Here is a 16,398-nt window from a genome sequence, read left to right on the forward strand (position 1 = left end):
CATGTACTTAGCCAAAATTTATGTTACCTATAAGCCATCAATTCTTGATCCACAAGGTGAGGTCATCAAATCAGCCCTGACACGACTGGATTACACTGGTATTTCGCAAGTATCACAGGGTAAGTATTTCGAAGTGAAATTGGATGCACGAGATGTTGAAGCGGCAACTGCTGAAGTGAAAAGTTTTACCGATTCGCTTTTAATTAACCAAAATACAGAAACCTACCGTTTTGATTTATCCATTGTCAATGAAGACGAGGCAACCTTATGAAAGCAGCAGTAATTAGATTTCCAGGATCAAATTGCGATTTTGATATGTTATATGCTTTGCAAGATTTTGGTATTGATGCCGAAATCCTTTCAGCTGATAATAACGACCTCAATGACTTTGACGCCGTCTTTTTACCAGGTGGTTTTGCCTACGGTGACTATTTGAGAACTGGCGCCATTGCAAAGTTTTCGCCAATCATGGCGGCCGTTATTCAAGCGGCTAACGATGGTAAATTAGTGGTGGGTGTTTGCAACGGATTTCAAATTTTGACTGAAGCTGGTTTGTTGCCTGGTCAATTGCAAGTTAACAAGATACCAGGTTTTATTTGTGAAGATGTTGAGCTGTTGATTGAAAATCCAAATACAGCGTTCACAAATGCCTATGAAACAGAATCAATTATGATTCCAATTGCTCACGGTGAAGGTAATTACTATGCTGATGACGCAACATTAGCGCAACTGGAAGATAATCATCAAATTGTTTTCCGTTATGCTCAAAATCCTAATGGTTCGGCACATGACATCGCTGGCATTATGAATGAACGGGGCAATGTCTTTGGCATGATGCCACATCCAGAACGCGCAGTAGACGCAGTAACAGGCAATGTTGATGGACAACCATTTTTCAAAAGCATTTTGTCAGAGATAATAGCGGGAGATTAGGACATGCATAGTGATAATGAGATAACACCCGAAATGGTCCGTGATAGTAAAATTTATCAGCAATGGGGTTTGACTGATACGGAGTACCAACTTATTGTTGATACACTTGATCGCTTACCTAATTATACTGAAACAGGTATTTTCTCTGGCATGTGGTCAGAACATGTTTCTTACAAAAAGTCCAAGCCAATTTTACGTCATTTTTGGTCAACCAATGAACGTGTTTTGCAGGGGCCGGGTGAAGGTGCCGGTATATTGGATATTGGTGATAATCAAGCAGTAGTTTTCAAAGCTGAGAGTCATAATCATCCGTCATTTGTTGAGCCTTATGAAGGCGCGGCGACTGGTGTTGGTGGTATTTTACGCGATATTTTTTCAATGGGAGCCCAGCCTATTGCTGTACTAGATTCATTGCGTTTTGGCGAACTAGATAACGCACATACTCGCCACATTGTTGATGGCGTGATTGCTGGTATTGCTGGTTACGGTAATGCGATTGGGATTCCCACAGTTGGTGGTGAAATTGGTTTTGACCCAGTTTATGCGGGTAATCCATTAGTTAATGTCATGGCTGTTGGACTAATGGATCAAAAGGGTATGCAAGTCGGTCAAGCCAAAGGTGTTGGTAACTCAATTATTTATGTAGGTGCCAAAACTGGGCGCGATGGGATTAACGGGGCATCATTTGCATCGGCCGAATTTTCAACTGAACATGAGTCAGATCGTTCTGCTGTTCAGGTTGGCGATCCATTTCTAGAAAAATTAGTGATGGATGCCACTTTGCAAGCAGTTCGCGATCATTCAGATATTATTGTTGGTATTCAGGATATGGGTGCTGCTGGTTTGTTATCTTCTAGTTCAGAAATGGCCTCAAAAGCTGGTATGGGAATTGATTTAGACTTAAACCAAGTGCCACAACGTGAAACAGCGATGACGCCTTATGAATTGATGTTGTCCGAATCCCAAGAACGCATGTTATTTGTTGTTAAAAAAGGGGAAGAGCAAGTTATATTAGATTTGTTCAAAAAAGCCAACTTGGATGCTGTCATTATCGGTCGTGTGACGGATGATGGTCGCTATCGTTTACGTTTCAATGATCAAGTAGTGGCTGATGTGCCCGTTGACTTTTTGACGCATGCCCCTAAACAAGATTTGCCAATGGTGGCGCCTAAACGTTTGGCTATTTTGAAAGCAGATCAATTCGTACCAGATGTAACTGATTTAAAGCAAACAGTCCTTGATTTAGTTGGTCAACCGACGATTGCTTCAAAAAGTGATTTGTTCCGTCATTTCGATTCCCAAGTTCGTGCTGATACGGTCATTAAACCTGGTGGTGATGCTGCTTTAGTCAGGATTCGTGGGACTAAGAAGGCACTAGCAATGACGACCGACGTGAATGCACGATATTTGTACTTAAATCCTAAAGTAGGCGCTAAAATGGCTGTTGCAGAGGCAGCTCGTAATATCGTTGCTACTGGGGCAACACCAATTGGCATCACAGACGGATTGAATTTTGGTTCACCGGATAATCCGGAAGTGTATTATGAATTGGCTCAAGCAGTTGACGGCATTAATGAACTTGCAAAACAACTCAATACACCAATTATTTCTGGAAACGTATCACTTTATAATGAAACGGATGGTCAAGCCATTTATCCGACACCAATGATTGGCATGGTTGGTTTGCTAACTGATGTGTCAAAAGCAACACGGATTGGATTCCAAAATGCCGGCGACAGCATTTATATCATTGGGAAAACGAGCGCTAGTTTCAATGGTACTGAAATTCAAAAAATGCAGACAGGTACCATCGACGGGCAGCTTTTTGAATTTAATGATCATGATGAAATTACCAATCAAAAGCTAGTATTAGCAGCAATAGAGCAGTCATTATTAGCTAGCGTACACGATTTATCCGAAGGTGGTTTGATTGTTGGTTTATTGGAAAGTGCATTTGCTGGTCATTTAAGTTTCAATGTTGTCACTGACATGATTTCAGAGTTCCTATTTGCTGAAACACCTAGTCGTTTCATTGTTTCCGTGGCACCCCAAAATCGTGATGATTTTGAAAAACTAGCGGGTGAGTCAGCTCAAAAAATTGGTGAGGTATCTGATGAGGATCAAATGACGATTCAATCAAGTGACCAATTATTGCAGTTATCACGACAAGAAACTCAAACCATCTATCAGGAGAGCATTTCATGGCGATTAAAGGCATAATGACAGATATTAACACACAAGCGAATCAGGCAATGAGAACTGAGCAATCACGCGTCAATGTTCGAAGCCTTAATGAAGAATGTGGCATATTTGGTGTTTGGGGACGGAGTGATGCTGCGCAGCTGACCTATTATGGTTTACATGCATTGCAACATCGTGGTCAAGAAGGTGCTGGGATTGTATCTAATCGTTCAGGCCATTTGTGGCAGGAAAGAGGACTTGGCTTATTAAGTGACGTCTTTCGAGATCCAAGCAGAATAGAAGCCCTGCAAGGAAACAGTGCAATTGGACACGTTCGTTATGCGACTGCTGGCTCTCATGGTATAGAAAATATTCAACCACTCATGGTCAACTTTCACGATATGCAAATTTCACTTGCACACAATGGTAACTTGACTAATGCCTTGACATTGCGCGAAAAGCTCGAAGAAGAAGGCGCCATTTTCCAGTCATCGGCTGATTCAGAAATTTTATTGCATTTGATTCGTCGTTCTAAAGCGTCAACATTTGTTGACAAACTTAAAGCCTCGCTCAATGTTCTCCGCGGGGGATTTGCTTATTTGCTGTTAACCCCGTATGGATTGTACGCGGCGCTTGACCCCCATGCTTTTCGACCTTTTGTGGTTGGTCAAATGCCGGATGGCCAATACATTGTGACTTCTGAAACTGCAGCATTAGACGTTGTTGGCGCTAAATTTTTGCGAGATGTACAACCTGGTGAACTGTTGATTATTGATGATAGTGGACTCACGATTGACCATTATACTGATAAGACGACGTTAAATATCGATGCGATGGAATATATTTATTTTGCTCGACCTGATTCATCAATATATGGTGTCAATGTTCATCAAGCCCGCAAGCGTATGGGAGCAGCTTTGGCAGCTGAACAGCCTGTGAAGGATGCCGACATTGTGGTCGGTGTTCCCAACTCAAGTTTGAGCGCTGCCGCTGGTTTTGCAGAAGCTACCGGCCTACCAAACGAAATGGGTTTGGTAAAAAATCAGTATATTGCTCGAACATTTATTGAGCCAACACAAGATAAACGTGAGCGTGCAGTACGTATGAAATTAAGCGCGGTTCGTGATGTCGTTCGTGGACAAAACGTTGTTTTGGTTGATGATTCAATCGTTCGTGGTACAACATCAATGTACATCGTTCGCATGCTAAAAGAGGCGGGAGCTAAGTCAGTTCATGTGCGCATTGCGAGTCCAATTTTTAAATTTCCTTCTTTTTATGGTATTGATATGCAAACGACTAAAGAGTTAATGGGCGCTAACCACTCATTGACAGAAATGACCGATATGATAGAGGCTGATTCTTTAGGATTTTTGTCGGTAGATGGCTTAGTGTCAGCGATTGACTTGCCATACTATGGTGAGGGGACAGGGTTGACCACAGCATATTTTGATGGACATTATCCTAGCCCAATATATGACTATCAAGCAGGATTAGCGGATTTTGAGGCACGTCACGAAGTTGATTTTGCACCAGAGCCAACCACAACTTATCATCCACATCAAGTCAGATCTTTGCGTAATCAAGATATTTTGGCAGATGGAACTGTTCATCTTGATGCACAACCAATTATGGGAGGAGAACGATGACCAACGAAAATGCCTATCAGAAGGCTGGCGTGGATATCAAAGCTGGTGAAAAAGCTGTTGATTTAATGCAAGATGAAGTTGCTAAGACATATAACGATAATGTTTTGAGTGGTATTGGCGGTTTTGGTGCGGCTTATGCACTTGGTACAGACTACAAAGATCCAGTACTGATTTCAGGCGCAGATGGTGTCGGAACAAAGTTATTGCTAGCGATTGCGGCGAATAAGCACGACACCATTGGCCAAGATTTAGTTGGTATGGTGGCTAATGATATTTTAGCTCAAGGTGCCAAACCGGCATTCATGTTGGACTATTTAGCGGTTGATAAAATGCGACCGGAAGTGGTCGCTGAAATCGTACAAGGCATAGCACATGCAGCAAAAGAATCTGGTATGGCTCTTATTGGTGGCGAAAGTGCTGAATTGCCCGGATTGTATGCTAAAAATCACTACGATCTAGCTGCATTTGCTGTTGGAATAGCAGAGCGGGATCAGTTATTGAAACCAGAAAATGTTGATGTAGATGATGTTTTAATTGGTTTGCCATCGTCAGGCATTCATTCAAATGGCTACTCATTAGTTAGACACATTTATCATATTGATAATGAAGTGGCCTTTCAACAGCTTGATGAACAACTGCAAACAACCTTGCTGAAGCCAACAGCATTATATGCTAAATCGGTATGGCCATTAGTTCAAGCAGGTCTGGTACAATCAATGGCGCATATCACAGGTGGTGGGTTAGTTGAAAATTTGCCTCGCGCCTTACCAAAGCATCTATCAGCTGAAATTAGTTGGGGATCATGGCCCATACTGCCAATTTTTGATGATTTACAACAACGTGGCAATGTTTCTCTCGCAGATATGCTATTGACGTTTAACAATGGCTTAGGTTTAGTATTGGTAGTTAAACCTAGTCAATTAGCAGATGCCATGACGATGTTGACTGAAAATGAACAACCTGCTTATCTATTAGGTAAAATCACTGACCGTCAAAAAGAAGCTGTGGTGTTTACAGGAGTGGCACCATGGTAAAAAAAGTACGATTAGCAGTTTTTGCCTCTGGTACTGGCACAAACTTTCAGGCATTAAATGACGCCATTATACAACGCAATCTAAATGCTGAAATTGTCAGATTAGTGGTTGATCATTCCAAAGCTGGTGTGCTCAACTTAGCAAAAGTATTTGGCGTGCCAACCACGACAATTATTTACAGTCACTATCTTGACAAAACAGCTGCTGAACAAGCGATTATTGACCAGCTGGAATTAGATCAAGTTGATGGTATTTTACTGGCAGGTTACATGCGCATTTTGACACCATTATTAATCAATCGTTATTTGGGTAAAATCATCAATTTGCACCCAGCGATGCTGCCTAGTTTTCCCGGGCGGCACAGTATTTTGGATGCGTTTGAAGCAGGTGTCGATAAGACTGGCGTCACAGTGCATTTTGTTGACAATGGCATTGATACTGGCGAAATTATTGCGCAAGAAGTGGTGCCAATTAAAAAAGACGACACACTTGAACAACTGGAAACGCGTATCCATCATGTGGAACACGTTTTATACCCGAACACACTAGAAAAGTTATTAAAAGAAGGAGTATTTTTAAAATGACCCGTGCATTACTAAGTGTTTCCGACAAAAAAGGTTTGGTACCATTTGCTAAAAGTTTAGTGGAATTAGGTTATGAGTTAGTGTCAACAGGTGGGACACATAAAGTGTTAGCAGAGGCTGGCTTGGAAGTATTGGCAATTGACGAAGTCACAGATTTTCCTGAGATGTTAGATGGGCGTGTCAAGACGTTGCATCCACGTGTGCACGCTGGTTTACTAGCACGTCGTGATTTGCCAGAACATATGGCCAAATTGGCAGAATACGATATTACGCCAATTGACATTGTGGTTGTGAATTTATATCCATTCAAGTCAACGATTCAAAAAGATGGGGTCACAGAAGCAGAAGCTATCGAAAATATTGATATTGGTGGGCCATCAATGTTACGTTCAGCTGCTAAAAATTTTGCCGCTGTTTTACCAATTGTTGATCCAGCTGATTACGATGATGTTATTAACAAATTGAAGTCTGGTTCAGTGGACCAAACCTATCGTCGTAACCTAGCAGCCAAGGTATTTCAACATACGGCGTCATACGATGCCTTAATCGCTCATTATTTGACAGAAACAGAATTTCCAGAAAACCTGACACTGCCGTTTGAAAAATTTGATGATATGCGTTATGGTGAAAATCCTCATCAATCTGCCGCAGCTTATCGAACTGCCTTGCCTGAGGCATATTCAGTGCTCAATGCGGAAATATTGCATGGGAAGCAATTGTCATATAACAACATTCGTGATGCGGACGCTGCGTTGCGCATTATTGCAGAATTTGACGAAACAACTGTGGTGACAGTTAAACATATGAATCCAGCTGGCATTGGTCAAGGTGTAACGGTTGAAGCAGCGTGGGATAAGGCTTTTGCTGCTGATGATATTTCAATTTTTGGTGGAATTGTTGCATTAAATCGAGAAGTTGATGCCGTAACTGCTGAAAAAATGCACAAGATATTTTTGGAAATTATCATTGCGCCAAGCTTTACACCAGAGGCTTTTGAGATTTTGTCTGCTAAGAAAAACTTACGTTTGCTGACGTTGCCATTTACTACTGCAATCCCGCAAGCGCTTGAAGTGACCTCTGTGCTTGGTGGTGCCGTCGTTCAAGAACGCGATTTGGTGGAAGAGTCAGTGGATTCGTTCAAGGTGGTATCAAAAGTTGTACCAACAGAGGAGCAGTTAAAGGCCATGATTTTTGCGCAAAAAGTTGTCAAACATGTCAAGTCTAACGCAATAGTTGTGGCGAGAGATGGTCAAACTTTGGGTGTTGGCGCAGGACAGCCAAACCGTATTGACTCTGTTGTTTATTCTATTCAAAAAGCTGCCAATAAGTCAGATCTTAGCGATGCGGTATTGGCATCTGATGCCTTTTTCCCGATGAATGATTCGGTGCAATATGCTGCTGAACATGGTATTAAGGCAATTGTTGAACCAGGTGGATCAATCAAAGACCAAGATTCAATCGACAAAGCTAACGAGTTAGGGGTTGCGTTAGTCTTTAGTGGTACCCGTCACTTCAAACATTAAGCCTTCAAAACGCTCAAACGAGCGTTTTTTTATTGAAGTCATCTTGAAATTTCGGTATACTAATCATACGAACAAATATTCGCTTAGGAGTGACAATGAAATTTATTCATGCAGGGGATATACATTTGGGTAACCCATTTTCGGGGTTGGACGGGCAGTTGCCCGAAATGTTAAAAGAAACGGTTCATAAGGCAACTATCACTGCTTTCATAAAGTTAATTGATGCTGCAATTAGTGAATCAGTAGATTTTGTATTGTTTCCAGGCGATTTGTACAACGCTGCTGAAAATAGCGCCCAAATTCAAAGTATTGTGAACCAACAATTTAATCGGTTACTGGAGGCAAAAATACCGGTTTATTTGAGTTTTGGTAATCATGATTTTGAAGCAGATCGACGACAACATTTGCCTTGGCCAGTTAATGTTGTTGTTTTACCTCAGCAGGTTGTGACGCAATCGTTAACGATAAAAAGTGGTAAACGTGTCGCAATTACTGGATTTAGTTATCAGACTCAGCAACAAGCAACTCGTATTATTGATGATTTTCCTCAAAAGAATCGACAATTTGATTATCAAATTGGTATGTATCATGGGTCTGTTGGTACGGAGGGGTCATCTTATGCACCGTTTTCTGTTGGCGATTTACTATCTAAAAACTATGACTACTGGGCACTGGGCCATATTCATAAGCGACAAACACTGAATCAGCGGCCCTTTGTTGGTTATTCAGGAAATTTGCAGGGGTTGAATCTCACAGAAACTGGGCCAAAAGGTTACTATTTAGTTAGTGATGATACTGGTCGTTTGGTACCTACATTTGTTGCTGTGGCACCAGTTGTTTGGCATGAAGTGACTTTTGATCACGTTGCAGATGAACTGGATTTGATTCAGCGTGCCAAAACATTGTCTGATGATGAAGTTGGGTTTTGGACCATCGATATCTCTCAGACAAGTGACCCTGAATTTATTTCTCGTATTACACACGGCTTAACACTGGAAGGCTTGCGTGCCAATATGGCTTCAAACGTGTGGACTGTTCGTTTAAATCTGATTATGGATTATCAATCAGCACAAATTAACGACGTGATTGATCAGCAATTTTGGGAAAACTCATTGACGCAATTGATGTCTTCATTTGAAGTGAATGATTATTTACCAAATCAAGTGCCTTTTTTTGTGCGTGATTATTTTATGACATCAGCCGGTAAACATTTGTTGCGTCAACGGATGACGGAATTAATTAGCGAAAGGCGACACTTACATGAAGATTAAACAAGTTCATATTAGTGGTTTTGGTAAATGGTCTCAGGTGGCATTTGATTTTAACAGTCAATTGCAGATAATTGTTGGTCAGAATGAGTCCGGTAAATCAACCTTACGCGCATTTATTGTTGGTATTTTATTTGGTTTTCCAAGTAAAAAACAATCAAAAAATGTTTATGATCCCCAAGATGGCAGTCGATATGGTGGTGATTTGGTGGTTGAGACTGCTAATGGTGATTTTCGCATTGCACGCTTTGATCGAACACAAAGTACTTTGACAATTACCCGTCTTGCAGACCAACATGAAATCACAAATCCAGATGAATGGCTAAGCAATGAATTATTGCCTTTAACAAGGCAATCTTTTGATGATATTTTTAACTTTAGCGAGCAGGATTTGATACAAATGAAACAAATTTCTGCACCAGATTTACAAAAACTATTATTAAATCTCGGCGCAGTTGGCAGTACACAATGGTTTGAGACAGCAACTGAATTTGATAAGCAAGCAGATAAATTATTTGCGTCACGTGCCACAGGGAGAAGATCACTTAATCAAGCGGTCCATTCATACGAAGTTAGTGAGACCGAATTGGCAAAGCAATCAGAACAGTTGAAAATTTTTTTAGATGACCAACAGACTGTTTCAGAGTTGACACAATCAGTTGCCATGTTAGAAAAAGAATTAGATAAATCCCAAGAAAATATTAATCAGCTAACGCAATTGCAACGGCAATACCGACTGTTTTATGAAGCGCAACAAATTGAGAGAAAGCAGGTTCGTTCAGTCTCAGAGTCAGATTTACAGCACGCGGAGCAATTGCAAGTTGAAATTGATCTCTTGGCAAGCAACATTCGTCGTCAAGAGCAAGATCTGAGTGTACAACCCGAATCTGCAAGTGAAATTGAAGACAGTAATAAACGGTTGATGACTATAAAAATGATGGCCAGCCAACTAGTGAATGATCAGCGACAGCATGATGAATTATTGGCGCAACAAAAAGCAATTCAAGCACAGTTTGCAACCAATAAGGTGCCAAAATTACTGACAGCCGATGATGATCAACGTTTGTCAAACTACAAAGTCCGATTTATTGGAATGGTTAGTGGGGCAATTTTGTTAGCCATTGCAGTGTATTTGGTGGTAACACCCATTTGGCTATGGTTTATGGTCGCAATTGTAATTTTGAGTTTTATTATTAGATTTGTAGTGAAAAATAATAATGTGATTAGTGATATTAAAAAGCAGTATTATCCTTTAAATGAGACACAGATACGTGCTGTTCAGCCTAGTATTGAACATTACCTTAAGCTTGACAATTCTTTGACAGCCATTAATCAAAAAATTGAGTTGCAAACTGTTCACATTAATAAAGCACTACAATCCTTAGCCAGAGATCTAAATGTGGCGTTAGTATCACAGGCGATTCATGACTCAGTGGATCAACTGGCGCAAACGATTCAAAATCGTGATTTACTAAAGCAGAATGAAAATGTTCTCAGGCAACAACAGAAATCACAACTGGATAATATGATTGAAGCGTCAAGTATATCTTTAAATCAAAAAAAGCTTGATTTAAAAGTGATTTTTCAGAAATATGATGTTGAAAAAATGACTGATTTGCAAAATTTGGATATTGCTTATCACGAGCAAATGGTTAACGATCATCGGTATCAAGCAATGATTCAACAAATACCTGCTCAAGACCAAAAAAAATTGTCAGCGTTTGAGGATGCGCAAGCACTTTCAAAAAATCTGGAAAACGAGCATAATAATCTTGCCCAAATAAAGCAGCATTTTGCGGAAGAACAGGCAAAATTGGCGCGCATTCAGGCACAACAGATGCAACGCGTTAGTAATGATGATTTCATGGTAATGCAACAAAAGGTTGCAGACCAAAAAACTGAACTCATCACTCAATTTAGTGAATATTTGGCGCAAAAATTAGCAAATCGTTGGATTTACAGTGCTTTACACGCTGCTTCACAAAATCGTTTTCCTAAGATGATGAAATTTGCGACAGAGTACTTTAGTCAATTAACCGTAAGGCGTTACCAACACATTAATTTTGAAAAAGACGAAATTATTGTAACTACTGCGCGCCATGAGTCATTTAACGTGATGTTGTTATCTACTGGTACTCAGGAACAACTTTACGTTGCGATGCGTCTTGCATTGGCTCGCGTTATTGCTGATGTGATTAATTTTCCTATGGTAATTGATGATGGATTTGTCAACTTTGATCCACAGAGACGTGCTGTTATGCTTGATATGTTAGCCCAATTGTCAGACAAACAACAAATTATTTATTTGACAACTAGTGTAGAAACCAACGATTTTCCAAATATGATAAAATTGTAATAGATAAAGCTGTGAGGATAGAATATGACTAAATTATTAGCAAATTATCAGGATTCGGAGCATGTGGATAGTTTTGCGCTGATTAAAAGTGCGGATGTACGTTTGACAAAAAATGGGAAAACATACATTGGATTAGTGTTTTCTGATAGGTCTGGTGACTTACCAGGAAATTTATGGGACGCTACTGAGGAACAGATAACTCGCTTTGTCCCTGGAAAAATTGTTAAATTGCAGGGTGTACGAGGATCATATCACGATCAGCCACAAGTTCAGATTACAAACGTTCGTTTAACTGAATCCGGAGAGCCAGAAAATCCGTCTGATTTTATGGTGCATGCGCCAATTAAAGAAGCAGATATGAACGATGCCCTAAACGATTATATTCTTTTGATTGTTAATCCAACTTGGAATCGTTTAGTACGTCGCTTATTTACACAATATCATGATGCATTTTTACGCTATCCAGCTGCCAAATCAAATCATCATGCATTTGCTGGCGGTTTGGCATTTCACTCATTATCTATTGCAAAATTAGCTAAAGGTGTCGCAGGACAGTATCCACAATTAAATCAGGAGTTGTTGATTGCCGGTGCATTGTTACATGATTTAGGAAAAACGATTGAACTGTCTGGGCCAGTTGCGACACAATATACTTTGTCAGGAAATTTGATTGGTCATATTACGTTAATTGATGAACAAATTGTTTTGGCAGCACGAGAACTGAAGTTCGATTTACAAGATGAGGACTTGATATTACTACGGCATGTGGTGTTATCACATCATGGTATTTTAGAATATGGATCTCCAGTGAGACCAGTTGTCATGGAAGCTGAAGTGTTGCATCAATTGGATGAACTTGATGCGGGTATTCAGATGATGAGCGGAGTATTGGAAAAAACAGCTGATGGTTCCTTCTCAGATAGAGTCTTTGGTTTAGATAATCGTAAGTTTTACAAACCTGAAAACCGTGATGAAACAACTTTGTGACAGTAAACATAAAAAAAGCGATCCCGTTGGAATCGCTTTTTTTATGTTTACTTTGAAGAACTTGAAGAACTTGAAGAACTTGAAGAACTTGAAGAACTTGAAGAACTTGAAGAACTTGAAGAACTTGAAGAACTTGAAGAACTTGAAGAAATGCCGGCTGTGAGGTAACTGCTCAATGCATTTTTCAAATCAGTGTCTTTCACATTGACATCGTTTTTACGCAAAATTTTACCAATAATGGCTTGAATTTCTGTCGTGTTACTTGAATCACTAATGAAGTCACTGACAATTTTATTTGACAACTTACTACGAACTTTGCTCATTGCAGGCTTCGTAGTTGTTTTGTCTAATTGAATCACATAATAGCCACTAGAACTACCTGTCACAGGTTCTGTTGAATAGTCACCAACTTTTGATAATTTGAACGCAGCCGTTTGAACGGAAGAGTCAACTGTTGAGCTTGTTGAATCAAATGCTGGTAATTGACCATTTGATGAGGCATATGTGGTATCTGTTGAGTATTTTTTATAGACGGTTGCCCATTTGTCACCCTTTTTTAAGGCTGCAATGGCTTCTTTAGCAGAAGATTCATCTTTAGCGGTAATCATCGAAATGGTTGTATTTTGATGATAACTAGCATAAGCTTTTTTCAACTGCTTTTGGGTAACCTTATAGTTAGCTTTGATAGCGGCGTTCATAATTAAATTATTTTTCACATTTGTTTTAAATTGATCTTGTGTCAAATTATTTGATGCTAAAACTGTCTTAAATGATGAGCCGTACTGTGCTTTTTGAGTATCATAAGCGGTTTGAACATCGCTTTTTGAAACTTTTTTGCCATAGTTTGCAGCAAGCACTTTGTTGATTACCATATTGGCAAATTCTTGCTGACCAGCTGATGACTTTTTAAAGTCATTGTAGAATTCTTTTTGTGTGATTTTGCCAACATTAGTTGTAACCAATGTTTTGGATGAATTAAACCCTAGGAAGATAAGCCCGCCGACGAAAATGACAACGAGCAATCCCCAAATAAACTTTCTCATGAGTGATTATTTTCCTTTTCTAAATACAATACTGAATATTTTACCATAAAATGAACTATCGCGCTTTATATTTAGACAACTCATGGTCTATGTTTTGTTGACTTTTGGCGATGCGATCAAGATGTGGCTGATTTTTGAAATTCATTTTGTCAATATCGGTTTGAATTTCCTCACCAATAGTTTGAACATGCTTCAATTGCTCAGTTAAAATTGCTTGCTGTTGCTGGAGTTGTTTCAATAAAGCTGAAATCTCTTTGAAATCAGCTATTAACGACTTTAATTGACTAAACAGCTTCATATTGACCTCCGTGATTTGTTTCCGTGTTTCTAGAATTGGGCAGCAATGCTATCAGCAATTTTTTGATAGCGTTCAGGTGAAAATGCTGAACTATTGTCAATCGTTGGCGCTAGTTTGCTGTTGAGATTATCATCATCAAATCTTGGAATGATGTGCCAGTGAGAATGGCGGACGGTTTGGCCAGCAGAAACACCGTTATTAGACTGAATATTGATGCCCGTAATGTCAGGGTTGCTTGCTTTTACTGCGGCAGCAACAACTGGCAATTTTAGCAATACTTTTTTGGCAATGTCATCTGTGTAATCAAAAATATCAGCCACATCAGCTTTTGGCACAAGTAATGTATGACCGGGTGTCACTTGAGAAATGTCAAGAAAGGCTAAAACGTCTTCATCTTCATAAACTGTGTAACTTGGGATTTCACCTGCAATAATTTTATCAAAAATATCCATTTATCTTGCTCCATTTCAATTTACTGACTTTATTATATCAAATATTGACTGGTGCCTGTTATAATAGAAGCTATGGGACTTAAAATTAACAATCTGTCTGGTGGTTATGCCGGTAATAACGTTTTAAAAAATGTCACCTTTGATGTGCCTAATGGCAGCATTGTGGCATTAATTGGTTTGAATGGCGCTGGTAAATCGACGACAATCAACCATATTATTGGTGAACTTCAACCACAAATGGGCACAATTGAGTTGAATGGGATTAATTTGGTTCAAAATCCGACCGGTTTTAAATCACAAATTGCTTATATTCCGGAACAGCCTATCTTGTATGATGAATTGACATTAGGTGAACATTTACATTTAATGCTGGCTGCTCATAATATTGATGATGAGGTTGCTTGGCAACGTGCGGAAACGTTATTGAAACAATTCCGGTTAGATGATAAGCTACACTGGTTGCCAATCCATTTTTCAAAAGGGATGCGGCAGAAAGTCATGCTGATATCGGCCTTTATGCTAGATGCACCGCTAATTATTATTGATGAACCCTTTTTAGGATTAGACACGGTTGCACAAAAAGATGTCGTTAGATTGATTCATGAGCAAGCTAATAAAGGAAACAGTGTTTTGATGACGACTCATTTATTAGCTTCGGCCGCCGAATTTGTCGACCAATTTGTAGTATTGCATGATGGTAAGTCACGATTCATAGGGACACCACAAGCTTTGGCTGAGGAAAATCAGTTGCAGTTGGATCAGTTGGATGATTTTTTTGACCTTGTCCAGCGGGAGCTAGCCGATGAAAGTTGATAGTTTGTTTCAGGAACGATTACGGCGTGCGCAGAAAATAAATTTTAGATATCTACGTTTGCTGTTTAATGATCATTTTATTCTTTTTTTGATGATAGCCTTGGGTGCTGGTATATTGGGGTATCGTAATCTGCTGACAGCACATCAATCTGTGACCTATTGGCATTCAATTTGGTGGCAAGCAATCAGTATTTTATGGTTGTTAGTGGGTTTGCAATTTGGTAGTCTTGTCACTTATTTTAAACCTGCCGATCGGCTCTATTTATTTGCGAACGATCGTGATATCATTAAATCCTATTTGGCTTCGGCTATGCGTTTGAGTATATGCTATGCGTCTGTTTGGCAAATAATATTTATCGCTGTGATTGCGCCTATATTGTGGCGAATGGATGTTGATAATTGGTCGCGACTATTTTTTTTGATTATCTTTGTGATTAGTTACAAGATGTTGTTATTGATGTATGAGCGGGATAAACTTTTTTTGAAATCTCGTCGGTTGACAATCGCTATTTTTGAGCCGGATGCCATTGCTGAAAAAATCTTGTTCAGGTTTTTAGTACCCGGAACCTTGTTAGCGTTTATCATTGGTTTGTCAACAGATCAATCGAATGTCATGGTAATTATTTGGTTGTTGCTGGCAGGAATGGTGGTGCGATATTTTGCGGTAACTGAAGTCAAATCAGAATTATTCGCAATTGATTGGTTGCGGGCTACGGCCCAAGCCCAGATACAACAGCAGCGGACGTTGCACTTTTTTGCGTTATTTGCTGAAGTACCACATCAGCCAAAAACGATTAAACGACGCCGTTATTTGGATTTCTTGTTAAAGCGATTGATTAAAGGGCAGTCAAGCATGTTTCGGCTGTATTTGATACGATTAGCGAGAGATACTGAAATACTACCTTTAATTGTGCGATTATTATTGGTCGGCGTTGTGCTAATTATTGCACTAAAATCAGCGCCGTTGTGGTTGATTACGACTATTGCTGCTGCAATATTGTACTTAATGACATTTCAAATGTTACCACTGTATGATGATACGCATCAAAACCTGTGGACAAGGTTGATGCCCGTTTCAAAAACAGAAAGGTTAAAATCATTTGCTAGCGTGCAAATAATTGTTGCCGTACCAGTTATTTTGATTCTGGTTATGATTGTGATATTCATTCGACCATTGAAAGAAATGGCAGTGATTTTAGCGACTATGTTGCTAGTGGAATTTATCATGTTCAAATTTTATATTCCAAAAAATAGCCACAAAATAAAAAAATAATGGAGAA

At 39.5% G+C, this 16,398-nt stretch carries 15 protein-coding genes; 12 read left to right on the plus strand and 3 right to left on the minus strand.

From position 1 onward, the window contains the following. Nucleotide 1 precedes the first annotated feature (1 nt). From purS to ACI3ES_RS03890, 10 genes are all read left to right on the plus strand, one after another. A complete protein-coding gene (gene purS, locus ACI3ES_RS03845; protein ID WP_004915980.1) occupies nucleotides 2-271 on the plus strand; it encodes a phosphoribosylformylglycinamidine synthase subunit PurS in 270 nt (89 codons plus the stop codon). Continuing rightward, nucleotides 268-933, plus strand: coding sequence for a phosphoribosylformylglycinamidine synthase subunit PurQ (purQ, locus tag ACI3ES_RS03850; RefSeq protein WP_114666593.1), 666 nt, complete (start codon nucleotides 268-270; stop codon nucleotides 931-933). The genes purS and purQ overlap by 4 nt, the downstream gene beginning before the upstream one ends. Before the next feature lie 3 nt (nucleotides 934-936). Further along, nucleotides 937-3,153, plus strand: coding sequence for a phosphoribosylformylglycinamidine synthase subunit PurL (gene purL, locus ACI3ES_RS03855; protein WP_142511244.1), 2,217 nt, complete (start codon nucleotides 937-939; stop codon nucleotides 3,151-3,153). After that, nucleotides 3,135-4,760, plus strand: coding sequence for an amidophosphoribosyltransferase (purF, locus tag ACI3ES_RS03860; RefSeq protein ID WP_142511243.1), 1,626 nt, complete (start codon nucleotides 3,135-3,137; stop codon nucleotides 4,758-4,760). The genes purL and purF overlap by 19 nt, the downstream gene beginning before the upstream one ends. Then, a complete protein-coding gene (gene purM / locus ACI3ES_RS03865) occupies nucleotides 4,757-5,794 on the plus strand; it encodes a phosphoribosylformylglycinamidine cyclo-ligase (RefSeq protein ID WP_114666596.1) in 1,038 nt (345 codons plus the stop codon). Before purF ends, purM begins: the two co-directional genes overlap by 4 nt. Continuing rightward, nucleotides 5,788-6,378, plus strand: a complete 591-nt coding sequence (purN, locus tag ACI3ES_RS03870; protein ID WP_114666597.1) for a phosphoribosylglycinamide formyltransferase — start codon at nucleotides 5,788-5,790, stop codon at nucleotides 6,376-6,378. The genes purM and purN overlap by 7 nt, the downstream gene beginning before the upstream one ends. Next, nucleotides 6,375-7,901 carry a bifunctional phosphoribosylaminoimidazolecarboxamide formyltransferase/IMP cyclohydrolase gene (gene purH, locus ACI3ES_RS03875; protein WP_114666598.1) on the plus strand — a complete coding sequence of 509 codons (1,527 nt, stop codon included), beginning with the start codon at nucleotides 6,375-6,377 and terminating at the stop codon, nucleotides 7,899-7,901. The genes purN and purH overlap by 4 nt, the downstream gene beginning before the upstream one ends. Nucleotides 7,902-7,996: 95 nt before the next feature. Beyond that, nucleotides 7,997-9,172, plus strand: coding sequence for an exonuclease SbcCD subunit D (locus ACI3ES_RS03880; protein WP_407632025.1), 1,176 nt, complete (start codon nucleotides 7,997-7,999; stop codon nucleotides 9,170-9,172). After that, complete coding sequence (locus ACI3ES_RS03885) at nucleotides 9,162-11,525, plus strand: AAA family ATPase (RefSeq protein ID WP_407632026.1); 2,364 nt, start codon at nucleotides 9,162-9,164, stop codon at nucleotides 11,523-11,525. The genes ACI3ES_RS03880 and ACI3ES_RS03885 overlap by 11 nt, the downstream gene beginning before the upstream one ends. Nucleotides 11,526-11,549: 24 nt before the next feature. After that, the gene (locus ACI3ES_RS03890) at nucleotides 11,550-12,512 is read left to right on the plus strand and encodes a 3'-5' exoribonuclease YhaM family protein (protein ID WP_114666601.1); all 963 of its coding nucleotides are present in this window, start codon (nucleotides 11,550-11,552) and stop codon (nucleotides 12,510-12,512) included. 47 nt (nucleotides 12,513-12,559) lie between these two features. Here the strand turns inward: ACI3ES_RS03890 and ACI3ES_RS03895 are convergent, their stop codons facing one another. From ACI3ES_RS03895 to ACI3ES_RS03905, 3 genes are read right to left on the minus strand one after another with little or no spacing between them, the layout of a single operon-like run. After that, nucleotides 12,560-13,555: a peptidylprolyl isomerase gene (locus tag ACI3ES_RS03895; RefSeq protein WP_260363007.1), complete on the minus strand. Its 996-nt coding sequence runs from the start codon at nucleotides 13,553-13,555 to the stop codon at nucleotides 12,560-12,562. A gap of 55 nt (nucleotides 13,556-13,610) precedes the next feature. Next, nucleotides 13,611-13,853 (minus strand): hypothetical protein, encoded by a 243-nt coding sequence (locus ACI3ES_RS03900; protein ID WP_114666603.1) that lies wholly within the window; start codon nucleotides 13,851-13,853, stop codon nucleotides 13,611-13,613. 29 nt (nucleotides 13,854-13,882) lie between these two features. Continuing rightward, entirely contained in the window at nucleotides 13,883-14,305 is a 423-nt protein-coding gene (locus ACI3ES_RS03905; RefSeq protein ID WP_114666604.1) for an HIT family protein, read from the minus strand. 72 nt (nucleotides 14,306-14,377) lie between these two features. Between ACI3ES_RS03905 and ACI3ES_RS03910 the strand changes: the two genes are divergently transcribed. Continuing rightward, nucleotides 14,378-15,118, plus strand: coding sequence for an ABC transporter ATP-binding protein (locus tag ACI3ES_RS03910; protein WP_114666605.1), 741 nt, complete (start codon nucleotides 14,378-14,380; stop codon nucleotides 15,116-15,118). Then, nucleotides 15,108-16,391, plus strand: coding sequence for an ABC transporter permease (locus ACI3ES_RS03915; protein ID WP_114666606.1), 1,284 nt, complete (start codon nucleotides 15,108-15,110; stop codon nucleotides 16,389-16,391). The genes ACI3ES_RS03910 and ACI3ES_RS03915 overlap by 11 nt, the downstream gene beginning before the upstream one ends. Nucleotides 16,392-16,398: the final 7 nt, after the last annotated feature.

The sequence above is a fragment of the Leuconostoc falkenbergense genome (assembly GCF_045801155.1).
GTDB classification, from domain to species: domain Bacteria; phylum Bacillota; class Bacilli; order Lactobacillales; family Lactobacillaceae; genus Leuconostoc; species Leuconostoc falkenbergense.

What these genes read in the sequence shown, in the direction of transcription:
- purM (WP_114666596.1), top strand. Translation starts at nt 4,757, where the DNA reads ATGACCAACGAAAATGCCTATCAGAAGGCTGGCGTGGATATCAAAGCT.
- ACI3ES_RS03880 (WP_407632025.1), top strand. Translation starts at nt 7,997, where the DNA reads ATGAAATTTATTCATGCAGGGGATATACATTTGGGTAACCCATTTTCG.
- ACI3ES_RS03915 (WP_114666606.1), top strand. Translation starts at nt 15,108, where the DNA reads ATGAAAGTTGATAGTTTGTTTCAGGAACGATTACGGCGTGCGCAGAAA.
- purQ (WP_114666593.1), top strand. Translation starts at nt 268, where the DNA reads ATGAAAGCAGCAGTAATTAGATTTCCAGGATCAAATTGCGATTTTGAT.
- ACI3ES_RS03895 (WP_260363007.1), bottom strand. Translation starts at nt 13,555, where the DNA reads ATGAGAAAGTTTATTTGGGGATTGCTCGTTGTCATTTTCGTCGGCGGG.
- ACI3ES_RS03900 (WP_114666603.1), bottom strand. Translation starts at nt 13,853, where the DNA reads ATGAAGCTGTTTAGTCAATTAAAGTCGTTAATAGCTGATTTCAAAGAG.
- purS (WP_004915980.1), top strand. Translation starts at nt 2, where the DNA reads ATGTACTTAGCCAAAATTTATGTTACCTATAAGCCATCAATTCTTGAT.
- ACI3ES_RS03885 (WP_407632026.1), top strand. Translation starts at nt 9,162, where the DNA reads ATGAAGATTAAACAAGTTCATATTAGTGGTTTTGGTAAATGGTCTCAG.
- purL (WP_142511244.1), top strand. Translation starts at nt 937, where the DNA reads ATGCATAGTGATAATGAGATAACACCCGAAATGGTCCGTGATAGTAAA.
- ACI3ES_RS03890 (WP_114666601.1), top strand. Translation starts at nt 11,550, where the DNA reads ATGACTAAATTATTAGCAAATTATCAGGATTCGGAGCATGTGGATAGT.
- ACI3ES_RS03905 (WP_114666604.1), bottom strand. Translation starts at nt 14,305, where the DNA reads ATGGATATTTTTGATAAAATTATTGCAGGTGAAATCCCAAGTTACACA.
- purF (WP_142511243.1), top strand. Translation starts at nt 3,135, where the DNA reads ATGGCGATTAAAGGCATAATGACAGATATTAACACACAAGCGAATCAG.
- purN (WP_114666597.1), top strand. Translation starts at nt 5,788, where the DNA reads ATGGTAAAAAAAGTACGATTAGCAGTTTTTGCCTCTGGTACTGGCACA.
- purH (WP_114666598.1), top strand. Translation starts at nt 6,375, where the DNA reads ATGACCCGTGCATTACTAAGTGTTTCCGACAAAAAAGGTTTGGTACCA.
- ACI3ES_RS03910 (WP_114666605.1), top strand. Translation starts at nt 14,378, where the DNA reads ATGGGACTTAAAATTAACAATCTGTCTGGTGGTTATGCCGGTAATAAC.